Raw genomic sequence first — 20,997 nt, forward strand, 5'->3', positions numbered from 1 at the left:
CCCTGGCCGGGGCCGCAGGCGTCCGCTGGGCCACGCCCGTAGGCTGCGCCACATGAGCACGACCGCTGCCGGCGACAGCCTGTGGACCCCGTCGGCGGACGCGGTCGCCGCCTCCGCGACGACCGCCCTGATGCGGGACGTCGGCGTCGCGGACTACGACGCGCTGTGGCGCTGGTCGACCGAGGACGTCGGCCGCTTCTGGGGGTTCCTGTGGAAGCGGTTCGACATCCAGGCGGACGGCGACCCCACGGTCGCCCTGGCCGACGCGAGCATGCCGGGCGCGCAGTGGTTCCCGGACGTGCGGCTGTCGATGCCCGAGCACGTCTTTCGCAACCGGACCGGCAGCGACGTCGCGATCCGCTTCAAGGGCGAGGACACACCGCTCGGCGCCTGGACCTGGGACGAGCTGCGCGAGCACACCACCCGGATCCGCGCCGGGCTGGAGGCGATGGGCGTCACGCAGGGCGATCGCGTCGCCGGCTACCTGCCGAACGGCCCGCACACGATCGCCGCGTTCCTGGCCACCGCGTCGCTCGGCGCCGTCTGGTCGTGCTGCTCACCGGACTTCGGCACCCGCACCGTGATCGACCGCTTCGCCCAGATCGAGCCCACCGTCCTGCTCACCTGCGACGGCTACCGCTACAACGGCAAGGCCTTCGACCGTACGCAGATCGCGGACGAGATCGCCGCAGCCCTGCCGACCCTGAAGGCGACCGCCCGCCTCCCCTACCTGGGCAACGACGGCGACTGGGACGAGCGCTTCCCGCCCACCGACGCGCCGCTCACGTTCGAGCGCGTCGCGTTCGACCACCCACTGTGGATCCTCTACAGCTCCGGCACCACCGGCCTGCCTAAGGCGATCGTCCACGGCCACGGCGGCATCCTCCTCGAGCACCTCAAGGTCTGGCGGATCGGCCAGGCCGTCAACGCCGATGACCGCGTCCTGTGGACCACCACCACCGGCTGGGTCATGTGGAACCTCGTCGTCGGCGTCCTGCTCTCGGACGCATCGATCGTCATCTACGAGGGCAGCGTCGCCCACCCCGACCTCGGCGCCCTCTGGCAGCTGATCGACGAGGCCGGCATCACCGTGTTCGGCACCGGCGCCGCCTACCTCCACGGCTGCCTGAAAGCCGGCCTCGCCCCCGAAGAGGACCACGACCTCACCAGGCTCAGAGCCGTCGGGTCCACCGGCTCGCCGCTCTCCCCCGAAGGCTTCCGCTGGGTCTACGACCACGTCGGCCCGGACACCTGGCTGTTCTCGACCTCCGGCGGGACGGACATCGCGTCCGGGTTCGTCGGCGGCAGCGACGTCCTCCCCGTCCGCGCCGGCGAGCTGCAGGCCCGATGCCTCGGGGTCGCCGCCGAGGCCTGGGACGACGACGGGAACCCGCTGATCGACGAGGTCGGCGAGCTCGTCATCACCAAGCCGATGCCGTCGATGCCCGTGAAGTTCTGGAACGACGAGGGCGACGAGCGCTACCGCGACTCCTACTTCACCCACTACGACGTGCAGCCCGCCGTCTGGCGCCAGGGCGACTGGATCCGCATCACCGCCAGCGGCTCCTCGGTCATCTATGGCCGCAGCGACTCCACCATCAACCGCGGCGGCATCCGCATGGGCACCGCCGAGATCTACGCCGCCGTCCTCGCCCTCGACGAGATCACCGACGCCCTCGTCGTCGACGTCCCACCCCCGGACGGCAACGCCGACTCGAGGATGACGATGTTCGTGGTCCTCGCCGACGCCGACGCCGCTGTCGGCGACGACCTCACCAAGAAGGTCGTCGCCGCGGTCCGCCGCGACGCCTCCCCGCGCCACGTCCCCGACGAACTCGTCGCCGTGCCCGAGGTGCCCCGCACCCTGACCGGCAAGGTCCTCGAGGTTCCCGTCAAGAAGCTGCTCATGGGCCGCGACCCCGACTCGGTCGTCAGCCGCGACGCCCTCGCCAACGCCGCCGCCTTCGACTGGTTCGTCGCCTTCGCGCGTGACAAGGGTCTGTCGGCGTCGTGATCCACGACACCGACATGTAGTTGCGCGCGCAACCACTTGGAGGTAGCGTTGCGGTATGAGCTCAGCGCATCCAGCCGATCAGCCGGTCCTCGTCACCGGCGCAACGGGCACCCAGGGTGGTGCCGTCGCCCGCGCGATCGCGGCGTCCGGACGCCCGGTCGCGGCGCTGGTCCGCGACCCGGCGGCACCGCGGGCCGTCGCGCTGGCGGAGCTCGGGATCGAGCTGCGCAAGGGCGACCTCGGCGACCCGGACTCGCTGGTCACGGCGTTCGCCGGCGTGAGCGCGCTCTACGCGATCACCACGCCGTTCGAGGCCGGGGCCGACGCCGAGGTGGCGCAGGGGGTCGCGATCGTGGACGCCGCGGGACGCGCAGCGGTGCCGTGGCTGATCCTGGCGTCCGTCGCCGCCGCCGACCGCGCCCCCGTCCCCCACTTCAGGAGCAAGGCGCGCATCGAGGCGCACCTGCGGTCCGCCGACGTGCCGTGGACGGTCGTCGCACCCAGCTACTTCTACGAGAACGTCGCGGTCGCGCCCGGCGAGGAGCCGCGGCTGGCGCTGCCCCTGGACCCGGGCACGCCGCTGCACCAGATCGCGCTCGCCGACCTCGGCGCGACGGTCGCCGCGATCATCGGCCGCCGGGAGGAGCACCTGGGACGGCGCGTCGAGCTCGCGGGCGAGGCACCGACACCGGCCGCGATGGCGCAGGCGCTGGGCGCGGTCTACGAACAGGTTCCGCTCGCCGCGATCGAGCAGCGCAGCGCCGATCTCGGCGCGATGTACCGCTTCTTGGCCGGGGAGGGTTACGGCATCGACGTGGACGCGGTGCGCCGGACCTACCCCGAGGTCACGTGGACCACATTCCGCGAATGGGCCGGCGCGCGCAGGTGACGAGCAGCGACGTTCGGGCGCGGCGCCTCCGGGGTACCTGCGTCCGGTGCCCCGGCTCACGCGCCTCGCCCTCCGCGCGTACCTGACCACGCGCAGGGCCGTCCTCGAGTTCGCCGAGGACCGCGGGCACCGCGACGCAGCGCAGATCAGCTTCTTTGCCGCGCTCTCCGCCGTCCCGCTCGCGATCCTGCTCGTCGGGACGTTCGGGCTCGTCTTCGAGGAGGACGACGTACGCCGGCGCGTCATCAAGACCGGCTTCGACTCGGTCCCGGTCGCCCAGGCGTCCGATCGCGCGCGCCTGGAGTCCGCGGTCGCCGACGCGCTCGACCAGGCGGGCCACATCGGCGTGATCTCGATCCTGCTGCTGCTGGTCGCGGCCAGCGGGGTGATGGGCGCGCTGCGTCACTCGATCAACGTCGCCTGGGACATCGAGCGCCGGCCTCCGCTGCTGCGGCGCAAGGCGCTGGACCTCGCGCTCGTCACCGGCGGGACCGTTCTGCTGCTGGTGTCGCTGTCGCTGAGCGCCACGCGCAGCGCCGCGGCGCGCGTCGACGACGAGGCCGGCGGCGGTGCGCTCCTCGGCGTGGCGCTCGACGGTCTGGCCGAAGTGCTTCCGTTCGCGTTCGTCGCGGCGACGCTGCTGTTCCTCTACCGCGTGCTGCCGGTCGACCGGCCCCGGGTCGGCGAGATCTGGCCCGGCGCGCTGGTCGCCGCCGCCGGGTTGTTCGCCGTGAAGAGCGGGCTCGAGCTGTACCTCGAGCATCTCGCGGACTTCGGCGCCCTCTACGGATCGCTCGGCGCGGTCATGGCGCTGCTGCTGTTCGTCTACGCGACGGCGAACGTGATCGTGTTCGGCGCGGAGTTCGCGTCCGAGTGGGCGCGGCTGCCGGGTGACGATGAGGTCCGCGCGGCCGCACTGGCCGACCGTGCGTGGCTGCAGAGCCGGCTGGCACGCAGGCCGGGGAACCGCACCGGCTGACCGCTCCGCGGCGGGCGGTCGAACCCCGCCGGACGCCGGGTCGGCGCCGCGCGGCGGGGACGGTCCGACCAGACGCTACTTAGACGCGGCGGCGACCCGTGATGAACATGACGAGCGCGATGATGACGAGGACGAGGACGATGGTGTAGAGCACGGGCGATCTCCCTTGTAAGACGTTGACTTAGGGATCAGTCGTGCCCGGACATCGTGACGGCAAACACGAAGTGGACGGATGTCCGCCCAACCGCGCCGGGCTCCGTCAGCCGGTCGCAGCCGCTGTCCGCGGCGAGTCCAGCTCGGCGCGCAGGTCGTCGAGCGCCTGCCGCAGCAGCCGGGAGACGTGCATCTGCGACAGGCCGATGCGGTCACCGATCTCCTGCTGGGTGAGGTCCTCGCCGAAGCGCAGCGCGAGGATCTGACGTGAGCGGGGCTGCAGGCCACGCAGGGCGGCGCGGGCCGTCAGCCGTGCGTCGGCGCGAGCGAACCCCGGGTCGGCGGAGCCCACCCGCTCGATCCACGCCGAACCGTCCGCGTCGTCGCCGCCGCCGGGGCCGGGCGCGTCGAGCGAGTCGGCGGTGTAGTGCCGGCCCGCCTCCAGCGCCTCCAGGACGTCATACACCTCGAGCTCGACCGCCGTCGCGATCTCGCGGATGGACGGGTGGCGCTGGAGCGTCGTGGTCAGGCGCTCGGTGGCCGCGGTGATCGTCGCCGCGTTCTCCTGGATGCGGCGCGTGACCCGGATCGACCACGTGCGATCGCGGAAGTGGCGCCGGATCTCCCCGGCGATGTGCGGCACCGCGAACGTCGAGAACGCAAAGCCGCGGTCCGGGTCGAAGCGGTCGACCGCGTTGATCAGGCCGATGCTGCCGACCTGCACAAGCTCCTCGTGGCTGACGCCGCGGTCGCGGTAGCGCCGGGCGACGCTGTGGACGAGGTCCATCGCGCGCTCGATCATCTCGGTGCGGGCGGCGGCGTCGCCGCTGCTCGAGATCCGGCGCAGGAGCTCTGTCTCGCTGGTGGCTGGCGTGGTCGTGTTCATGATGCCTCGGGAAAGCGGAAGGGCAGAATGTCGAGTAGGCCGCACAGGGCGAACACGCGCTGTACGACGGGCGGGCCCGGCAGGATCAGCAGCGAGCGCCCGCCGGCGACGGCGATGCGCCGGTTCAGGCCGACGAGTGCGGCCATGGCGGTCGAGTCCGCGAACACGCAGGGCCCGAGGTCGACGACGACCTCGGGCGCACCGCTGGCCAGGGCCCGGTCGAACGCCGCCTTCATGGCGGGAGCACCGGCCAGGTCGCACTCGCCGTGCAGGGCGACCACGAACCTCGTGGCGTCCGGGGTGACGTCGATCCGCAGCGGGGCCGGCTGGGCCGCGTCGTCCGCGTCTGGAGCTTTCCCCGTCTCGCTGCTGGTCGTGCGCAACCACATCACCTCGGTCTGCGTCCGGGACTCGATCGCCCGGGTACAGAGAACCTAAGAGACACGCGGGGCCCGAGTCTCACTTTGGACGCCGATGGCGGCGCCGCGCCACACCTGGGAACATCGGCCGTGTGAGCGAGACCGAACCGCCCGCCCGCCAGGACACGCGACGCAACCGTCAGCAGATCCTGAGCGCTGCGGCGTCCCTTCTCCGCTCCGGCGAGCACCTGACCGCCGGCGGCGTCGCGGCCCGCGCGGGCCTGGCCCGCGCCACCGTGTACCGGTACTTCTCGTCGATGGACGACCTCGCGGCGGCGGCCGGCCCCCTGACCGCCGAGCTCGAGGCGGCCGAGCCCTGGCCGTTCGACATGCACACCGCGCTCGAGCACGTCCCGGCCCACCGGCTCCCTGCGGCGATCGTCACCGAGGCGCAGCGCTCCACGGGCGGGCGTCCGATCGGCCTCTACCTGGTCGACATCGACGGCTCCCGTCTCGCCCGTGCGGCGGGCGACGACGAGCTGCCGCAGACGCTCACGATCCCCCAGGCCGTCGGCCCGGAGCTCGCGGGGGCACAGATCGAGGGCGTCCACGACGCGATCACCGAGCAGCTTCCCGAGGCGGTCGTCGCGCCGCTCGTGGTCCGCGACCGCGCGATCGGCGTGCTGGTGTCGCTCGGCACGCCCGACAGCGGCGACTTCCAGCGGTTCGCACGCGACGCCGCCGTCGCGCTGGAGATCGGCGGCCGCTTCACCGACGAGGTGCAGCGCGCGCGTCGCCACCGGGAGACGACCAGCTCCGCCGAGACGCAGCAGCTGCTGCTGCCCGCCCGCGTCTCGGCGATGACCGACCTGCTGTTCGCCGGCCACGTGCAGCCGGGCTATGAGAACGGCGGCAACTGGTTCGACCACGCGGAGAACGAGGACGGAGCCTGGCTCGCGGCGATCGACACGGTCGGGTCCGACGAGCGTGGCGCAGCGGTCAGCGCGGTGGCCCTCGGGGCGCTGCGGGCGGCGCGCAACGCGGGGTCGACCCCGTCCGACGCGCTGCAGGCGATGCACGACGCGATCCGCCGCATCGGCCTCGCCGACGTCACCTGCTCGGCCTGGGTCGCGCGGTGGCACGCGCCCTCGTCGCTCGTCTTCTGGGCGGCCGGCGGCACCCTCATCCCGAACCTCCTGCGCACCGGGACGCGGCGCCGCGTCATGAGCGGCGCGGTCGGCCCCGAGCTCGGCGCGGACAGCTTCACGCAGCCGGTGACGAACCACCTCAGGCTCGTCCCGGGGGACCTCGTGCTGCTGCTCTCCGACGGGGTCTCGGGCACCCGCAACGCCGCGCTCGACCGCGCGCAGGTCGACGCCGCCCTGAGCGACGTGGCGCTCGTTCCCGCGGACGTCGTGTCCGCGATCCTCGGCGCGGTCGCTGCGCAGCCGACGGACCTGCAGGACGACGCGATGGCCGTCGCGTTCGCGCCGGTCCCGGTCGACGGGTGACGCCGCCCGACCCGGCCGCCGCGCCGGCTGACGTCAGGCGGCGCCGGCCACGCGCACCCCGTCGCCGCCGGGGCGCTTGACGTCGTACATCGCCGCGTCCGCGGCCGCCAGCGCCGACACCGACGTGGAGTCGCGCCCGAGCATCGCCACGCCGATCGACGCCGTGATCGGGCGCTCGGGCAGCCCGACGCGCGCGCGAGCGATCCGGGCGAGCAGGTCCTCCGCGATCTGCGTGGCCTGGTGCTGTGTGGTCTCGGGGAGGATGACCGCGAACTCGTCGCCGCCGTGCCGCGCGACGGCGTCGGTCTCGCGCAGCCGGCCGACCAACAGCGCCCCGACCGCGATCAGCGCGACGTCCCCCGCCTGATGGCCGAGCTCGTCGTTGACCGCCTTGAAGTGGTCGAGGTCGATGACCAGCAACGCCCCGGGCCGGCCGTAGCGCCGGATCCGCGCGACGCCCAGGTCGAGCTCCTCCAGCAGCCCCCGGCGGTTCAGCAGCCCGGTCAGCGCGTCGTGGTTGGCCACCTGCTCGAGCTCGGCCTGCCGCTCGGCACGCGCGCTGATGTCCTGCAACTGCGCCAGCACCTGCAGGGGCGCAGCGTCACCGTCGCCCGGCAGCAGGCATGCGTCGAGCTGCGTCCAGAGGACGGTACCGTCGCCTCGGACCAGGCGTGCCTCGAGCCGAACGGTCGGTGCGGCCCCGGTCGCCACCCGCCGCAGCTGTCCGAGGACCTGGCCGGCGTCGTCGGCGAAGGCGAGGTCGGCGGTCCGGCTGCCGACGAGCTCCGCCCGCGATCGCCCGAGCAGCTCGGCGGCGGCAGCGCTCGCGGCCGCGATGACGCCGTCGGGGGACAGCACGAGCGTGCCGAGCGGCGACAGATCGAACAGTGCGCCGAACCGCGACCGGTCGGCGTCCGCGGCGTCCGGCCGCGCCGGATCGCCGATCGCGGTGATCAGCGTGGGGCCCGCACTGGTGGTGGTCCGTCGGCTCGCGCGCATCGGCTCATCGCGAGTATGCCCGCGTTCGGCCGCATCGGACCCTCGATCGCCGCCGAGCGGACGAGCCTCGTAGTCGCAGGCGCCGGGCTTCGCCGGGCGCGAGCCACGCCTGCACCAGCCCGAGCGCGCGCTCGGGCTGGCGATGCACGCGTTCAGGCGTCGCCGCCCGGGACCGGGAGCTCGGGGTCGCCCAGCCGGAGCAGGAGCTTGCCGGTGTTCGTCCCGTCGAAGAGGCTGTTCATGCAGTCCAGCGCGTTCTCGAACCCGTCGACCACGGTCTCGTCGCTGTGCATCCTGCCGTCGCCCAGCAGGCCGGCGAGGTGCTCGATCGCCTCGGGGAAGCGATCGACGTGGTCGAGGACGAGGTAGCCGGTCATCGTCGCGCGCCGCATGATCAGCTGGCCGATCGCCAGCTGGCCCGCCCACGAGCTCTTGCCGTCGGACGCCTCGTACTGCGAGATCATCCCGCAGAGCACGACGCGCGCCCCGAGGTTCAGGTGCATCAGGACCTCGTCCATGATCGTCCCGCCGACGTTCTCGAAGTTCACGTCGACGCCGTCCGGGACGGCGTCCGCGAGCTGCTGCGCGAAGTCGCCTGACTTGTAGTCGACGCAGACGTCGAAGCCGAGCCCCTCGACCACGTGCCGGCACTTCGCGGCCCCGCCGGCGATCCCGACGGTCCGCGCGCCGCGCGCCTTTGCCAGCTGGCCGGCGATCGAGCCGACGGCACCGGCCGCCGCCGAGATCACGACGGTGTCCCCGGCCGCGACCTTCCCGATGTCCTCGATGCCGAGGTACGCGGTGATCCCCGTGTGGCCCAGGGCGCCGAGGAACATCGACAGCGGCGCCGGCAGCGGGGCGGGCAGCAGCGTGTACGGCCCCTCGTCCGTCGCGTCGTCCATGACCGCGTACTCCTGGAACCCGGTCCACCCCAGGACCAGCGACCCGACCGGGAAGTCCTCGCGCTCGGACGCGACGACCTGGCCCACGCCGAGCCCGCGCATCACCGCGTCGAGCGGGACGGGGTCCATGTACGAGCGCATCTCGCTCATCCAGATGCGGTTCGACGGGTCCAGCGACAGGTACAGCGTCCGGACCAGCGCCTGGCCGGGGCCGAGCGCGGGGATCGCCTCGGTCACCTGCTCCAGGTCGGCGTCGGTGACCCGTCCGGCCGGACGACGGCGCAGGCGGAAGGCATTGCTCGAGGCAGGGATCGACATGTCCCGACGCTCGCGGAATCCCGCGGCCGCCGCCTGTGGCCGCTCCACAACCGGGCGGCCCCGGGTGGTGGGACGTGCAGTGTCCGGGCCGGCCGCCACGCGGCCGGCCCGGACGTGCGGATCAGGCCACGTCGTACCGATCGAGGTCCATGACCTTCGCCCACGCGGCGACGAAGTCGTGGACGAACTTCTCGCGCGCGTCGTCGCTGGCGTAGACCTCGGCGACAGCCCGCAGCTCGGAGTTCGAGCCGAACACGAGATCCACGCGCGTGCCGGTCCAGGTGACCTCACCGGCGTCCGAGCGGGCCTCGAACAGCCCCTCGTCACCGGCTGCGGCCGACCAGGTCGTGCCGAGGTCGAGCAGGTTCACGAAGAAGTCGTTCGTGAGCGTGCCCGGCTTGTCGGTCAGCACGCCGTGCGCCGAGCCGCCGGTGTTCGCGCCGAGCACCCGCAGACCGCCGACCAGCACGGTCATCTCGGGAGCGCTGAGCGTCAACAGGTTCGCGCGGTCCAGCAGGAGGTACTCCGCCGGCAGGCGGTGCCCGGGCCGCAGGTAGTTGCGGAAGCCGTCAGCCGTGGGCTCGAGCGCGTCGAACGCCTCGGCGTCGGTCTGCTCCGCCGACGCGTCGGCGCGCCCCGGGGTGAACGGGACGACGACGTCGACGCCACCGGCCCGCGCCGCCTGCTCAACCGCGGCAGAGCCGCCGAGCACGATCAGGTCGGCGAGCGACACCGGCTTGGCGAACGACGCCTGGACGCCTTCGAGCGTCTGCAGCACCTTGGCCAGCTCAGCCGGGTCGTTGACCTCCCAGCCGGTCTGGGGATCCAGGCGGACGCGGGCGCCGTTGGCCCCGCCGCGCTTGTCGCTGCCGCGGAACGTCGACGCGGACGCCCACGCCGCCTTCACCAGCTCGGCGACGGTGAGGCCCGAGTCCAGCAGCTGCGACTTCAGCGCGACGATGTCCTCGGGAGCCAGCTCGTGCGTGGCCTCGGGGATGGGGTCCTGCCAGATGAGCTCCTCGTCCGGGACCTCGGGGCCGAGGTAGCGCTGGATCGGGCCCATGTCGCGGTGCGTGAGCTTGAACCAGGCGCGGGCGAACGCGTCCGCGAACTGGTCGGGGTTCTCGTGGAACCGGCGCGAGATCTTCTCGTAGGCCGGGTCGACGCGCAGCGACAGGTCGGTCGTGAGCATCGTCGGGCGGCGCATCGGCGAGTCGGGCGTAGGCCCGGGGACCGTCGCCTCGGCGCCCTTCGCCACCCACTGCTTCGCGCCGGCGGGGCTCTCCTCGAGCTCCCACTCATGGCCGAACAGGTGGTCAAAGTAGTCGTTCGACCACTGCACGGGCGTGGTGGTCCAGGTGACCTCCAGGCCACTGGTGATCGTGTCGGCGCCCTTGCCGGACGCGTAGCTGCTCGTCCAGCCGAGGCCCTGCTCGACCAGGTCGGCACCCTCGGGCTCCGGGCCGACGTACTTGTCGGGGTCGGCGGCACCGTGGGTCTTGCCGAAGGTGTGGCCGCCCGCGATCAGCGCGACGGTCTCCTCGTCGTTCATCGCCATGCGGGCGAACGTGTCGCGGATGTCGTGCGCGGCGGCGAGCGGATCGGCGCTGCCGTTCGGCCCCTCCGGGTTCACGTAGATGAGGCCCATCTGCACGGCGCCCAGGGGCTTCTCGAGCTCGCGATCGCCGCTGTACCTCCCCTCGTCGCCGAGCCACTCGGTCTCCGGGCCCCAGTAGACGTCCTCGTCGGGCTCCCAGACGTCCTCGCGGCCGCCGGCGAAGCCGAAGGTCTCGAAGCCCATCGACTCGAGCGCGACGTTGCCGGTGAGGACCATCAGGTCGGCCCAGGAGAGGGACTGGCCGTACTTCTTCTTGACCGGCCACAGGAGCCGGCGGGCCTTGTCGAGGTTCGCGTTGTCCGGCCAGCTGTTCAGCGGGGCGAAGCGCTGCATGCCGGCGCCGGCGCCGCCGCGGCCGTCGTGGATCCGATAGGTGCCGGCGCTGTGCCAGGCCATGCGGATCATGAAGCCGCCATAGTGGCCGAAGTCCGCGGGCCACCAGTCCTGCGAGGTGGTGAGGATGCCGTTGATGTCCTGCTTGACGGCCGCCAGATCCAGCGCGTTGAACGCGGCCGCGTAGTCGAAGTCCTCGCCGACCGGGTTCCCGACCGCCGGGTTCTTGGCCAGGATCCGCAGGTTGAGGCGGTCGGGCCACCAGCCGCGGTTGCCGCCGCCCTCGGTCGGGTGGGGCGCGCGCTCGTGCGCGACCGGGCAGCCGCCGCCACTCGTGGCGACGTCGGCCTCGTCGTTCATCTCTCCAACTACGGCATCAGGCTTATCGGACAAGGGAACCCTTTCAGGGGTCGGGAGGGGTTGGTCTCAGGAACTGCCGGTGGTCGAGCAGCCGGGGCACAGGCCCCAGTAGATGACCTCGGCCTCGTCGATCGCGAAGCCGTGGACGTGGTCAGCGGTGAGGCACGGTGCGGCGCCGACGGCGCACTCGACGTCGGCGATCGCGCCGCAGGACCGGCACACCACGTGGTGGTGGTTGTCGCCCACGCGGGACTCGTAGCGGGCCACCGAGCCGAGCGGCTGGATGCGCCGCACCAGGCCGGCGGTCGTCAGCGCCTGCAGCACGTCGTAGACGGCCTGCTGGGAGACGTCGCCGACCTCACTGCGAACGCCGGCGAGGATCGAGGTCGTGTCCGCGTGCGGGTGGTCGTGCACCGCCGCCAGCACCGCCACCCGCGGACGCGTGACGCGCAGGGAGGCCCCACGCAGCATGCGCTCGAGTTCGGCGGTCACCGGCATACGCCCGAGTCTGACACATGTTCTGGAATCGTTCCGGAAAAGGTTGTCGGGCCCCTAACGCACGATCGGACCCGTGCCGAGGACGGCGTGGCTCGTGACGGCCCGGGCGATGACCCGGTCGCCCTGGGTGATCTCGGCCTCGGCCGAGGCGACGCGCCGCCCGGCGCTGACGCAGCGCCCGCGGCAGACGAGCGTCACGCCGCCCACCGCGGCCCGCACGTACTGCACGCTGATCTGGACGTGGGGCGCGGCGACGCCGGCCGGCACGCGCGCATGCACCGCCCATCCGGTCGTGCTGTCGAGCAGCGCACCCAGGTAGCCGCCGTGCACGATGCCGCCGCCGTTGAGGTGCTCCGGGCCCGGGTCGGCCTCGATGTGGGCGCCGTCCTCGTCCGCCCGCACGACGCAGAACCCGAGCAGGACGGCGAAGGGGCCGGGGCCGATGCGGGCGACGTCGTCAGGGGTGCTCATCGGACCCGATCGTAGACGTGACCCAGGACGCCCCTGAAGAACAATCAGCGGTGATGTTTGTTCGCTTCTCAGGTGCTCCGCGACGGCGTACCCTTCAGCCATGGCCGCACCCCTCCCCGCCCTCGAGCCCCAGCAGCAGCGCAGCATCGAGACCCGGCGCCGGCTCCTGGACGCGGCCGTCGAGGAGCTGCTCGAGAACGGCTACGGCAAGGTCACCACGGTCAGCGTGGCCCGCCGTGCCCAGGTGACGCGCGGCGCCCAGCAACACCACTTCCCCAACAAGGACGTCCTGGTCGCCGAGGCCGTCCGCCACCTGGCGCGGCGCCAGAGCGACGAGCTCGCCGCCCAGCTCGCCGCCCTGCGCCAGGGCAAGGCGCGTGTCGCCAACGCGCTGGACCTGATCTACGCGCAGTACGGCGGCCCGCTCTTCGCCGCGATGTTCGAGCTGTCGCTCGCCGCCCGGCACGAGCCGGCGCTGCGGGACCTCGTCCGGGAGGAGGAGCAGGGCATGGCCGGGACCGTGCACGCTCTGGGACGGGTGATCTTCGGCCCGGCCGCGCTGCGGTCGGCGGACTTCGCCGCACGCTGGGCGGCCGCGCTGTCGACGATCCGGGGCATCGCGGTCCTGCGGATCCTCGGGCACTCCGAGCGCGCGCTGCAGCGCCAGTGGCGCTTCGCGCGCGGCCAGATCGTCGCCGCCTTGTCCCAGTAGCGCGGACGGGCCCGCGCTACCGGGCGACGTCCGTCACGCGGCTGCGGGCTTGTAGACGGTGACGACGGCCGCGCCACCGAGGCCGATGTTGTGCTGAACCGCGGTCTTCGCGCCCGCGACCTGGCGCTTGTCCGCCGTGCCCCGCAGCTGCCACGTCAGCTCGCTGCACTGGGCCAGGCCGGTCGCCCCCAGCGGATGCCCCTTGGAGATCAGGCCGCCCGACGGATTGACGACCGGGCCGCTGCCGCCGTAGGTGGTCGCCTCGGCGTCGACCAGTTTGTGCCCTTCGCCCTCGGCCGCGAAGCCGAGCGCCTCGTACGTGATGAGCTCGTTGGCGCTGAAGCAGTCGTGCAGCTCGCAGACGTCCGCGTCCTTGCCTTCGATCTGCGCCTCCTCGTACGCCTGGCGCGCGGCGGCGCGGGACATGTCCGCCCCGCAGATCGTCATGCAGTCGGCGGTCTCGTCGAACGTCGAGGAGAGGTCGGTCACCATCGCCTGGCCGGCGATCTCGACCGCGTGCTCCCACAGCCCGTGCTCGTCGACGAAGCGCTCGGACGCGACGATCACCGCGGCGCTGCCGTCGCTCGTCGGCGAGCACTGCAGCTTCGTCAGCGGGTCGTGGATCATCCGCGACTCCTTGATCTGGTCGAGCGTGTACTCGTCCTGGAACTGGGCGTACGGGTTGTTGACCGAGTGCTTGTGGTTCTTCCAGCCGATCCACGCGAAGTGCTCGGCCGTCGAGCCGTACTTCTGCATGTGGTCGCGGCCTGCGTTGCCGAACATCTGCGGCGCGAACGGCGTCTCCTCCGGCGCGCGCAGCTCGCTCATGCGGATCATGTGCTTGTCCATCGGGTTCACGCGGTCGGGGAACTTCATCCCGAGCGACCCGCGCTCCATCTTCTCGAAGCCCAGCGCCAGCGCGCAGTCGGCCATGCCGAACTTGACCGCCTCGCGGGCGAGGTAGAGAGCGCTTGATCCCGTGGAGCAGTTGTTGTTGACGTTGACGACCGGGATCCCGGTCACGCCGAGCGTGTAGACCGCACGCTGGCCGGCGGTCGAGTCGCCGTAGCAGTAGCCGGCGAACGCACGCTGGATCTTGTCGTAGCCGATGCCGGCGTCCGCCAGCGCAGCCTGTCCCGCCTCCTTCGCCCAGTCCGGGTAGTCCCCGTCCTTGGTGCCCGGCTTGTCGAACTTGGTCATGCCGACCCCGATGACGAACGTGCGATTGCTCATCGCATCACCTTAGCAATGAAACCATCACGGCTGATTGTTTGATCCCGGCACCTCAGAGCCCTGCTATCTCACAGCCGCGGGACCCGCCGGTGAACCCCTTGATCATCGCGTCGGCGTTCGCCCGCTCCATCGTGAGATAGGTCGCGCCCGGCGACCCCTCCGGTCCGAGCGTGTCGCCGTACAGCGTCAGCCCGGCCGTCGCGCCCGTCTGCTTCGCGATCGCCCTGGCGAGCCGCGCGTTCACCGAGCTCTCGGGGAAGACGGCCTTCACCGCCTGCGCGCGGATCACGCGCGCCAGGCGGCTGATCGCCGCGGCGGACGGCTGGGCCTGGGTCGTCTGCGACGGGATGACGGCGCCGACCACGGTGATGCCGTAGCGCCGCGCGAAGTAGCCGAAGGCGTCGTGGTCGGTCACGAGCTTGCGCTCTGCGGCGGGGACCGCGTCGAAGCAGGCGGTGATGCCCGCGTCGAGCTTTCGGACCTTCGCGACGTAGGCGGCGGCGGCTCGCTCGACGGCCCCGCGCGCCGCCGGCTCCGCCTTCACGAGCGCCGCAGCGATGACGCCGACCGCGGCCTCGACGTTCCGCGGGTCGTGCCACCAATGGGGGTCGTGCTCGGATGCCTCCCCGTGGCCGTGGTCCTCCCCCGGGAGCGTCTGCGGCAGGCCCTCGGCGAGGTCGACCGTGGCGGGCGAGCCGCCGCTCTGCTTCACCACGTCCTCCATCCAGTGGTCGAGGTCGTCGCCGCTGGTGAAGACGACGTCCGCCCCGGCCGTGGCCCGCACGTCCTTCGGGCGCGGCTCGTAGTCGTGCGGGTCGGTGTTGGGCGCGAGGAGCTGCGTGACCTCCACGCTCGAGCCGCCGACGGCGCGGACGATGTCCCCGACCTGGGTGGTCGTCGCGACGACCGCGACGGACCGCGCCGGCGAGGTTCCCGGCGTGGCGCCGGACGCCGCGCGGTCCTCGGTCGAGGATCCACAGCCGGGGGCCGCCGCGGCGACGGCCACCGTCACGAGGGCGGCGGCGGACAGGAGGGCGCGCGGGGGCCGGGTCGTGCCGGGATGGCCGCCGGCGAGGCGTTCGTCGCTCATCTACGCGACCGGGACGAGGTCGAGGGGCATCCACGCCGGGAACGGGTCCGGCAGCGCCGCGAGGGCGGACGGCCCGGCGGCGAGCTCCGCGTCGGTGAGCAGGCACGCCCCGAGGCGCTCGCGGATGCCGTCCTCGTCGAGGTCCTGCCCGATGAAGACGAGCTCCTGGCGCCGGTCCCCCATCGGCTCGGCCCAGAACGGCTCGATCTCGGCCGGGTCGGGCCACTCGTCCCGGGGGACGACCGCCCACCAGGCGCCGGCCGCCTCGAGGGTCAGGACGCGGCCCGCCTGCGACCAGGCGCCGGCCAGGTCCGGCCGGGTCGCGAGCCAGAAGTAGCCCTTGGCGCGCAGCAGGCCCGGCCACGCCTCGTTGGCGCGCGCCCACAGGCGCTCGGGGTGGAACGGGCGCCGCGCGGTGAACGCGAAGCTTGCGATGCCGTACTCCAGGGTCTCGGGCTGCTCGTCGCCGCGGAGCGTCGCCAGCCAGCCAGGGGCGTCCGCGGCCGCCGCGGGGTCGAAGCGCCCCGTGTCGAGGACCTCGGCGAGCGGGACCGCGCCGCGAGTCGCGCGGACGAGCCGGGCGCGCGGGTTCAGCGCGCGGATCACGGCCTCCGTCCGGGCCACGTCCTCGGGGCCGGCCAGGTCGCACTTGTTGAGCACGACGACGTCGGCGAACTCGACCTGCTCGACGAGCAGGTCGACGAGCGCCCGGTCGTCCTCGTCGGAGAGCCCGAGCCCGCGCTCGTTCAGGTCCTCGACGCAGTCGCAGCCGTCGAGGAACGTCGCGCAGTCGACGACCGTGACCATCGTGTCCAGCCGGGCGAGGTCGCCGAGGGTGGCACCCGTCTCGTCGGCGAAGGTGAAGGTCTCCGCGACGGGCAATGGCTCGCTGATGCCGCTGGACTCGATGAGCAGCGCGTCGAAGCGGCCCTCACCGGCGAGCCGCGCCACCTCCTCCAGGAGGTCCTCGCGCAGCGTGCAGCAGATGCAGCCGTTGCTCATCTCGACGAGCCGCTCCGGGACGTGGTCGACGCCGACACCGCCCGTGCGGAGGGTCTGCGCGTCGATGTTGAGCTCGCTCATGTCGTTGACGATCACCGCGACGCGACGGCCCTCGCGATTGCGGAGGAGGTGCTCGAGCACCGTCGTCTTGCCGGCGCCGAGGAAGCCGGACAGGACCGTGACGGGGAGGCGAGCGTCGTGAGAGCTGCGGATGCGGGTCATGGGGCGCATGGTACAAAATGAGAATGAATCTTGTTTTGAGCGCCAGCGCCGGAAGTTTGCCCACCAGGTCGCGTGACGGACGCGGCCACGCCCACTGACCGTCAGCCGACCGGTTGCAATTCCTACGGTCCCGTAGCTACACTGGTGTTACTTGGCCGGAGGGTGCTTCTCGACGCCCCGCCGACCGCCCGTGAGCAAGGAGCCCCAGTGTCCGTCACCGCCCCGCCGCAGCCGACCGCTGCGCCGACATCCCCGTCCAACGGCGCCGCGCCGTCCGCCGACAGCGGCCGCCGGAAGGCGAGCAACACGCGCGTCTTCCTCGATCGCCTGCGCCGCGCCAGCCCGCGCAACCTGAAGCCGATGGAGGACTACGGCTGGTTCCCGCCGGACTCGGTGACGCGGCGCGTGTGGGCGTACCCGACTGGGATGACGGTCGGCTTCAGCCGGGCCGTGGTCGTCGAGGAGCTCGACCCGTTCCTGATCGCCCCGGTGAAGAGCTCGAGCAAGATCTACAGCCAGACGAGCGTCCGCTACGACCGCACGCTGCGGTACTTCGCGACCTACCTGTTCGGCGACTCGCGGTCGATCACCAAGGCGACCGAGGTGCTCATGCGGGTCCACGCGCGGGTGGCCGCGCCGGACCCGGTGTCGGGCCTGCTGTCGGACCCGAACAACCCCGACGAGCAGCTGTGGATCCACATGACGGCGTGGCACTCGATCCTCTACACGTACGAGATCTACGGGCCCGGCCGGCTGTCGCAGGCCGACGAGGAGCGCTACTGGGCCGACTGTGCGACCGCCGCCCACGCCCAGACCATCGATCCGGACAAGGTCCCCCGCAGCCGCGAGGAGGTGCGCGAGTACTTCGCCCGGATGCGTCCGCGGCTCGCCGCGTCGGAGGCGACCCAGGAGGCGATGGGCCACCTGATGAAGGTGGACAGCCTGTACCCGGACCTCCCGCTGCTGCTCAAGCCGGGCATGTGGGTGTTCGCGAGGCTCTTCCGCATCGCGGTCATCGGGTCCCTGCCGCGGTACCAGCGCGACCTCGCGAACCTGCGCCAGCCGCGGATCCTGGACTCGGCGATCCGCCCGGTCATGCGTGCGCTGCTGCGGATCGCGTCCATGTCGCCGCGCTTGGAGCTCGCGATCGTCGGCATCGTGTCGCCGTCGACCGTCCCGGTGGTGGGGCCGACGCTGCTCGGGATCAAGCCGCTCAGCGACGAGGTCCTCTCCCCCGCCGAGTCCTTCCGCCGGCACGGCGTCCCGACGCCGGCCGAGCTCTACGCGGAGCTCGGGCACGACCAGTCGACCGCGGTCTACCCGCCGTCCGCCCCGGTCCCGGCCGAGGTCGCGGCCGCCTACCGCGTGGGCTGACGAGCCTCGCGGGGCTACGCGCGATAGCGCAGCCCGTCGAGGGCGACGCCCAGGATGCGGCGGGTCTGCTCGGGGTCGGGTGACGGGATCTTCACGATCCCGACCACGAGCTGGATGAGCTCGCCGATGGAGATGTCGGGGCGGACCGCCCCGGCCTCCTGCGCGCGGACGAGCAGCGGCTCGCCCGCGCCCCACAGCGCCTGCCGGGACGTCGCGAACAGCTCGGCGTCCTGGTCGAGGTAGTTCAGGAGCTCGCCGGCGAGCGCGCGCTTGGTCCCGATGTAGTCGACCACGCGACCGATCCAGCCGGTCAGCGCGTCCCACGGCTCGGCGTCCGCGAACTCCGAGGCCGAGCGGCAGACCTGCTCGACCTCCCCGAGGTACAGCGCCTCCAGGAGCGCCTGGCGGTTCGGGAAGTTGCGGTAGAGCGTGCCGATGCCGACCCCGGCCCGGCGCGCGATCTCCTCGAGCGCCGTGGCCTCACCGCCCTCGGCGAACGCCTCGCGTGCGGCGACGAGGACCTTCTCGTAGTTGCGCAGCGCGTCAGCGCGCTTGGGGCGCTTGAGCAGCTCGGTGGGGACAGCGTCGATGGAAGTCATGGGAGCGCGGGCTTGACAAAGCGGAGGCTACCTCCGTACTGTTCCTGAAGCAAACCGGAGGCGACCTCCAGATGTATCGGAGGTGTCCTCCAGTTTAGCCCCTCTCGCCCCAATCTCAAGTCGACAGGAGTTCCTCGTGACTCTCAGTGCTCCATCCACCCCCAGTCGCCCCTGGGCGATGCTGTTCGTGGTCTGCCTCGCGCAGCTCATGATCGTGCTCGACGCCACCATCGTGAACGTCGCGCTGCCCACCATCCAGGACGACCTCGGGCTTTCCGGCAGCGGCCTGACCTGGGTCGTCAACGCGTTCCTCGTCAGCTTCGGCAGCCTGCTGCTGCTGGCGGGCCGGCTCGGCGACCTCGCCGGCCGCCGGACCATCTTCCTCGGCGGCGTCGCCGTCTTCACGGCTGCGTCCGTGCTCTGCGGGCTCGCTCCCAGCGGCGAGGCGCTGATCGCCGCGCGGTTCCTGCAGGGCGTCGGCGCCGCCGCCCAGGCCTCGGTGATCCTCGCGATCATCGTGACGAACTTCTCGCCCGGCGCCGAGCAGGCGCGCGCGATGAGCGCGTACGTCTTCGTGTCCGTGGCCGGCGGATCCCTGGGCCTGCTGGTCGGCGGGCTGCTGACCGAGGCGCTCAGCTGGCACTGGGTGTTCTTCATCAACGTCCCGATCGGGCTGGCGACGGTCGTCCTCGGGCGGCGCTTCGTCCCGGCGGATCGCGGCCTCGGCTTCGGTCACCACGTCGACTGGTCGGGGGCCGTGCTGGTCACGACCTCGCTGATGGTGGGCATCTACGCCATCGTCCAGGCGAGCACCCACGGCTGGACGTCACTTCCGGTCCTGGGCTTCGGCGCCGTCGCGGCCGGCCTCATGGCGGCCTTCGTCGCCCTCGAGCGTCGGATCGCCGCGCCGATCATGCCGCTGCGGATCCTGGCCGTCCCGGGCCTCGTGCGGGCGAACGTCGTCCGGGCGCTGCTCGTCGTCGGCATGTACAGCACGTTCTTCCTGGGGACCCTGTACCTCGAGCGCGTGCGCGGCTTCAGCGCCATCGAGACCGGCGCGGCGTTCCTGCCGTGGACGCTCACCGTGGCGGTCCTCTCCCGCGGCGTCACGACCCGGCTCGTCGCCCGCTTCGGCCCGCAGCACGTCCTGGTCGCCGGCATGACCAGCGCGAGCCTCGGGCTGCTGCTGTTCGGCACCGCCGGGGAGAGCACGCCGTTCTTCCCGACGATCTTCTTCGCCTGCTTCGCCATCGGCCTCGGGATCGGCAGCGCGATCCAGCCGCTGCTCTCGCTGGCGATGGCCGGCGTGCCGCGGGAGGACGCCGGCCTCGGCTCGGGCCTGGCGAACGTGAGCCAGCAGTTGGCCGGCGCGCTCGGCGTCGCCGTGCTCAGCACCCTTGCCGACGACCGCACCAAGGGCCTCGTCGCGGCCGGCCACACCGAGGCGTCGGCACTGGTCGCCGGCTACCACCTGGCGTTCTTCGTCGCCGCCGCGGTCACCGCCGGCGGCGCCCTGCTCGCCGCTGTCGTCCTGCGTCCGCAGCCCGCGCGGCGCCCCGCCCCCACCCACTCCCTGGAGACCGCATGACCCCCATCACCCGCACCGCCCAGTCCGCCACCGCCCGGCGCCGCGGCATCGCTCACCGCGCAGCCGAGGGGACGATCACCGCCTACCTGCGGGACGTCTCCGCCGCCGGGCGCCGCGAGCCGATGCCCGCGCCGCCGCGGGTCCGCGCGCCGCGGACCCGCAGCTCGCGTTCACCCGGGTGAACCCGGGCTACGGGCCGAGCTGCTGCCCGCGCCCGACGGCTCGGCCAGGGCCTGGGCGAACACCTCGGCGCGCGCCTTGGAGCCGGGGAGCCGGCCGACGATGCGGCCGATGGGACCCACCGCACGGTTCAGGTCCGAGGCCGCCAGCGTCAGGTCGTTGACGGTCGGCTGCAGCGTCTCGAGGTAGCTGATGATCTGCTCGACCATCAGCTCGACGCTCTGCACGCGCGGCGTCAGCTCCGGCAGCGCGGCCGCGTGGCGGGTCAGGTCCGGGAGCGCCGCGGCGTACCCGGTGAGCTCGGTCAGCGCACCAGCGTGCTGCGTGAGCTCCGCCAGCGCCGCCGCGTGCGTCGTCAGCTCCGAGAGCGCGCTCGCGTGCTGGGAGAGCTCGGCGAGCGCCGCGGCGTTGGCCGTCAGCTCGGGCAGCGAAGCGGCGCTGTCCGCCAGCCGCGAGAGCGCCTCCGCGTGGCGCGTCAGCTCCGGCAGTGCCCCGGCGTTCTCGGCCAGCACGGCAAGGCTCTCGATGCCGCGCAGGATGCCGTCGATGCGGCGCGGGATGGCGACCGCGTGCTGCGTGATCGACAGCGTCAGCCCCACCACGGGCAGACGCGACGGGTGCTCGAGCGGTCCCCATCCCATGGCGAGAGCATGCCATCTCGCGGCTTGGGCGGCAGGCCTTGCACCCGGCCGGCATGGCACCGGCCA

20 protein-coding genes are annotated in these 20,997 nt (G+C 72.6%); 8 read left to right on the forward strand and 12 right to left on the reverse strand.

Annotated elements, in window-relative coordinates; genetic code table 11:
• The first annotated feature begins 52 nt into the window (after window positions 1–52).
• Genes DSM112329_RS20815 through DSM112329_RS20825 form a run of 3 tightly spaced genes read left to right on the forward strand, consistent with a single transcriptional unit; the run spans window position 53 to window position 3,882 of the window.
• Window positions 53–2,014 (forward strand): acetoacetate--CoA ligase, encoded by a 1,962-nt coding sequence (locus DSM112329_RS20815; RefSeq protein ID WP_354698475.1) that lies wholly within the window; start codon window positions 53–55, stop codon window positions 2,012–2,014.
• A 55-nt stretch (window positions 2,015–2,069) separates the two neighbouring features.
• Window positions 2,070–2,903 (forward strand): NmrA/HSCARG family protein, encoded by an 834-nt coding sequence (locus DSM112329_RS20820; RefSeq protein ID WP_354698476.1) that lies wholly within the window; start codon window positions 2,070–2,072, stop codon window positions 2,901–2,903.
• A gap of 46 nt (window positions 2,904–2,949) precedes the next feature.
• Complete coding sequence (locus tag DSM112329_RS20825; protein ID WP_354698477.1) at window positions 2,950–3,882, forward strand: YihY/virulence factor BrkB family protein; 933 nt, start codon at window positions 2,950–2,952, stop codon at window positions 3,880–3,882.
• Window positions 3,883–4,141: 259 nt separating this feature from the next.
• On the opposite strand, the gene DSM112329_RS20830 is transcribed toward DSM112329_RS20825, so the two are convergent.
• Together DSM112329_RS20830 and DSM112329_RS20835 are read right to left on the reverse strand one after the other, a co-directional pair.
• Window positions 4,142–4,921, reverse strand: a complete 780-nt coding sequence (locus DSM112329_RS20830; RefSeq protein ID WP_354698478.1) for a SigB/SigF/SigG family RNA polymerase sigma factor — start codon at window positions 4,919–4,921, stop codon at window positions 4,142–4,144.
• Window positions 4,918–5,304, reverse strand: a complete 387-nt coding sequence (locus tag DSM112329_RS20835) for an STAS domain-containing protein (RefSeq protein WP_354698479.1) — start codon at window positions 5,302–5,304, stop codon at window positions 4,918–4,920. Before DSM112329_RS20835 ends, DSM112329_RS20830 begins: the two co-directional genes overlap by 4 nt.
• 128 nt (window positions 5,305–5,432) lie before the next feature.
• Here DSM112329_RS20835 and DSM112329_RS20840 point away from each other — a divergent pair, with 128 nt between their 5' ends.
• Window positions 5,433–6,791, forward strand: a complete 1,359-nt coding sequence (locus DSM112329_RS20840) for a SpoIIE family protein phosphatase (protein ID WP_354698480.1) — start codon at window positions 5,433–5,435, stop codon at window positions 6,789–6,791.
• A gap of 33 nt (window positions 6,792–6,824) precedes the next feature.
• On the opposite strand, the gene DSM112329_RS20845 is transcribed toward DSM112329_RS20840, so the two are convergent.
• The 5 genes from DSM112329_RS20845 to DSM112329_RS20865 all read right to left on the reverse strand — a co-directional run bounded on the left by DSM112329_RS20845 (window position 6,825) and on the right by DSM112329_RS20865 (window position 12,290).
• Entirely contained in the window at window positions 6,825–7,790 is a 966-nt protein-coding gene (locus DSM112329_RS20845; protein WP_354698481.1) for a sensor domain-containing diguanylate cyclase, read from the reverse strand.
• A 152-nt stretch (window positions 7,791–7,942) separates the two neighbouring features.
• Complete coding sequence (locus tag DSM112329_RS20850) at window positions 7,943–9,010, reverse strand: NADP-dependent oxidoreductase (RefSeq protein ID WP_354698482.1); 1,068 nt, start codon at window positions 9,008–9,010, stop codon at window positions 7,943–7,945.
• A 121-nt stretch (window positions 9,011–9,131) separates the two neighbouring features.
• Window positions 9,132–11,321: a catalase/peroxidase HPI gene (katG, locus tag DSM112329_RS20855; protein ID WP_354698483.1), complete on the reverse strand. Its 2,190-nt coding sequence runs from the start codon at window positions 11,319–11,321 to the stop codon at window positions 9,132–9,134.
• A gap of 66 nt (window positions 11,322–11,387) precedes the next feature.
• Window positions 11,388–11,819 carry a Fur family transcriptional regulator gene (locus DSM112329_RS20860; protein WP_354698484.1) on the reverse strand — a complete coding sequence of 144 codons (432 nt, stop codon included), beginning with the start codon at window positions 11,817–11,819 and terminating at the stop codon, window positions 11,388–11,390.
• Between the two features lie 54 nt (window positions 11,820–11,873).
• Entirely contained in the window at window positions 11,874–12,290 is a 417-nt protein-coding gene (locus DSM112329_RS20865) for a PaaI family thioesterase (protein ID WP_354698485.1), read from the reverse strand.
• A gap of 100 nt (window positions 12,291–12,390) precedes the next feature.
• On the opposite strand from DSM112329_RS20865, the gene DSM112329_RS20870 reads away from it, so the two are divergent.
• Window positions 12,391–13,002, forward strand: a complete 612-nt coding sequence (locus DSM112329_RS20870; RefSeq protein ID WP_354698486.1) for a TetR family transcriptional regulator — start codon at window positions 12,391–12,393, stop codon at window positions 13,000–13,002.
• Between the two features lie 33 nt (window positions 13,003–13,035).
• Here DSM112329_RS20870 and DSM112329_RS20875 read toward each other — a convergent pair whose 3' ends face one another.
• From DSM112329_RS20875 to DSM112329_RS20885, 3 genes are read right to left on the reverse strand one after another with little or no spacing between them, the layout of a single operon-like run.
• On the reverse strand, window positions 13,036–14,235 hold the full coding sequence (locus DSM112329_RS20875; RefSeq protein WP_354698487.1) for a lipid-transfer protein: 1,200 nt from the start codon (window positions 14,233–14,235) through the stop codon (window positions 13,036–13,038).
• Window positions 14,236–14,287: 52 nt separating this feature from the next.
• Window positions 14,288–15,325 carry a metal ABC transporter substrate-binding protein gene (locus DSM112329_RS20880; RefSeq protein WP_354698488.1) on the reverse strand — a complete coding sequence of 346 codons (1,038 nt, stop codon included), beginning with the start codon at window positions 15,323–15,325 and terminating at the stop codon, window positions 14,288–14,290.
• Complete coding sequence (locus DSM112329_RS20885; protein WP_354698489.1) at window positions 15,326–16,549, reverse strand: GTP-binding protein; 1,224 nt, start codon at window positions 16,547–16,549, stop codon at window positions 15,326–15,328.
• 207 nt (window positions 16,550–16,756) lie between these two features.
• Here DSM112329_RS20885 and DSM112329_RS20890 point away from each other — a divergent pair, with 207 nt between their 5' ends.
• A complete protein-coding gene (locus tag DSM112329_RS20890) occupies window positions 16,757–17,923 on the forward strand; it encodes an oxygenase MpaB family protein (RefSeq protein ID WP_354698490.1) in 1,167 nt (388 codons plus the stop codon).
• A gap of 14 nt (window positions 17,924–17,937) precedes the next feature.
• Here DSM112329_RS20890 and DSM112329_RS20895 read toward each other — a convergent pair whose 3' ends face one another.
• On the reverse strand, window positions 17,938–18,522 hold the full coding sequence (locus DSM112329_RS20895; protein WP_354698491.1) for a helix-turn-helix domain-containing protein: 585 nt from the start codon (window positions 18,520–18,522) through the stop codon (window positions 17,938–17,940).
• A gap of 178 nt (window positions 18,523–18,700) precedes the next feature.
• On the opposite strand from DSM112329_RS20895, the gene DSM112329_RS20900 reads away from it, so the two are divergent.
• Complete coding sequence (locus DSM112329_RS20900; protein ID WP_354698492.1) at window positions 18,701–20,110, forward strand: MFS transporter; 1,410 nt, start codon at window positions 18,701–18,703, stop codon at window positions 20,108–20,110.
• On the forward strand, window positions 20,107–20,292 hold the full coding sequence (locus DSM112329_RS20905; RefSeq protein WP_354698493.1) for a hypothetical protein: 186 nt from the start codon (window positions 20,107–20,109) through the stop codon (window positions 20,290–20,292). The genes DSM112329_RS20900 and DSM112329_RS20905 overlap by 4 nt, the downstream gene beginning before the upstream one ends.
• On the opposite strand, the gene DSM112329_RS20910 is transcribed toward DSM112329_RS20905, so the two are convergent.
• Window positions 20,281–20,931: a hypothetical protein gene (locus DSM112329_RS20910; RefSeq protein ID WP_354698494.1), complete on the reverse strand. Its 651-nt coding sequence runs from the start codon at window positions 20,929–20,931 to the stop codon at window positions 20,281–20,283. The two genes, DSM112329_RS20905 and DSM112329_RS20910, sit on opposite strands and share 12 nt — an antisense overlap.
• Window positions 20,932–20,997 lie beyond the last annotated feature (66 nt).

Source organism: Paraconexibacter sp. AEG42_29 (assembly GCF_040581415.1).
Lineage (GTDB): Bacteria > Actinomycetota > Thermoleophilia > Solirubrobacterales > Solirubrobacteraceae > Paraconexibacter.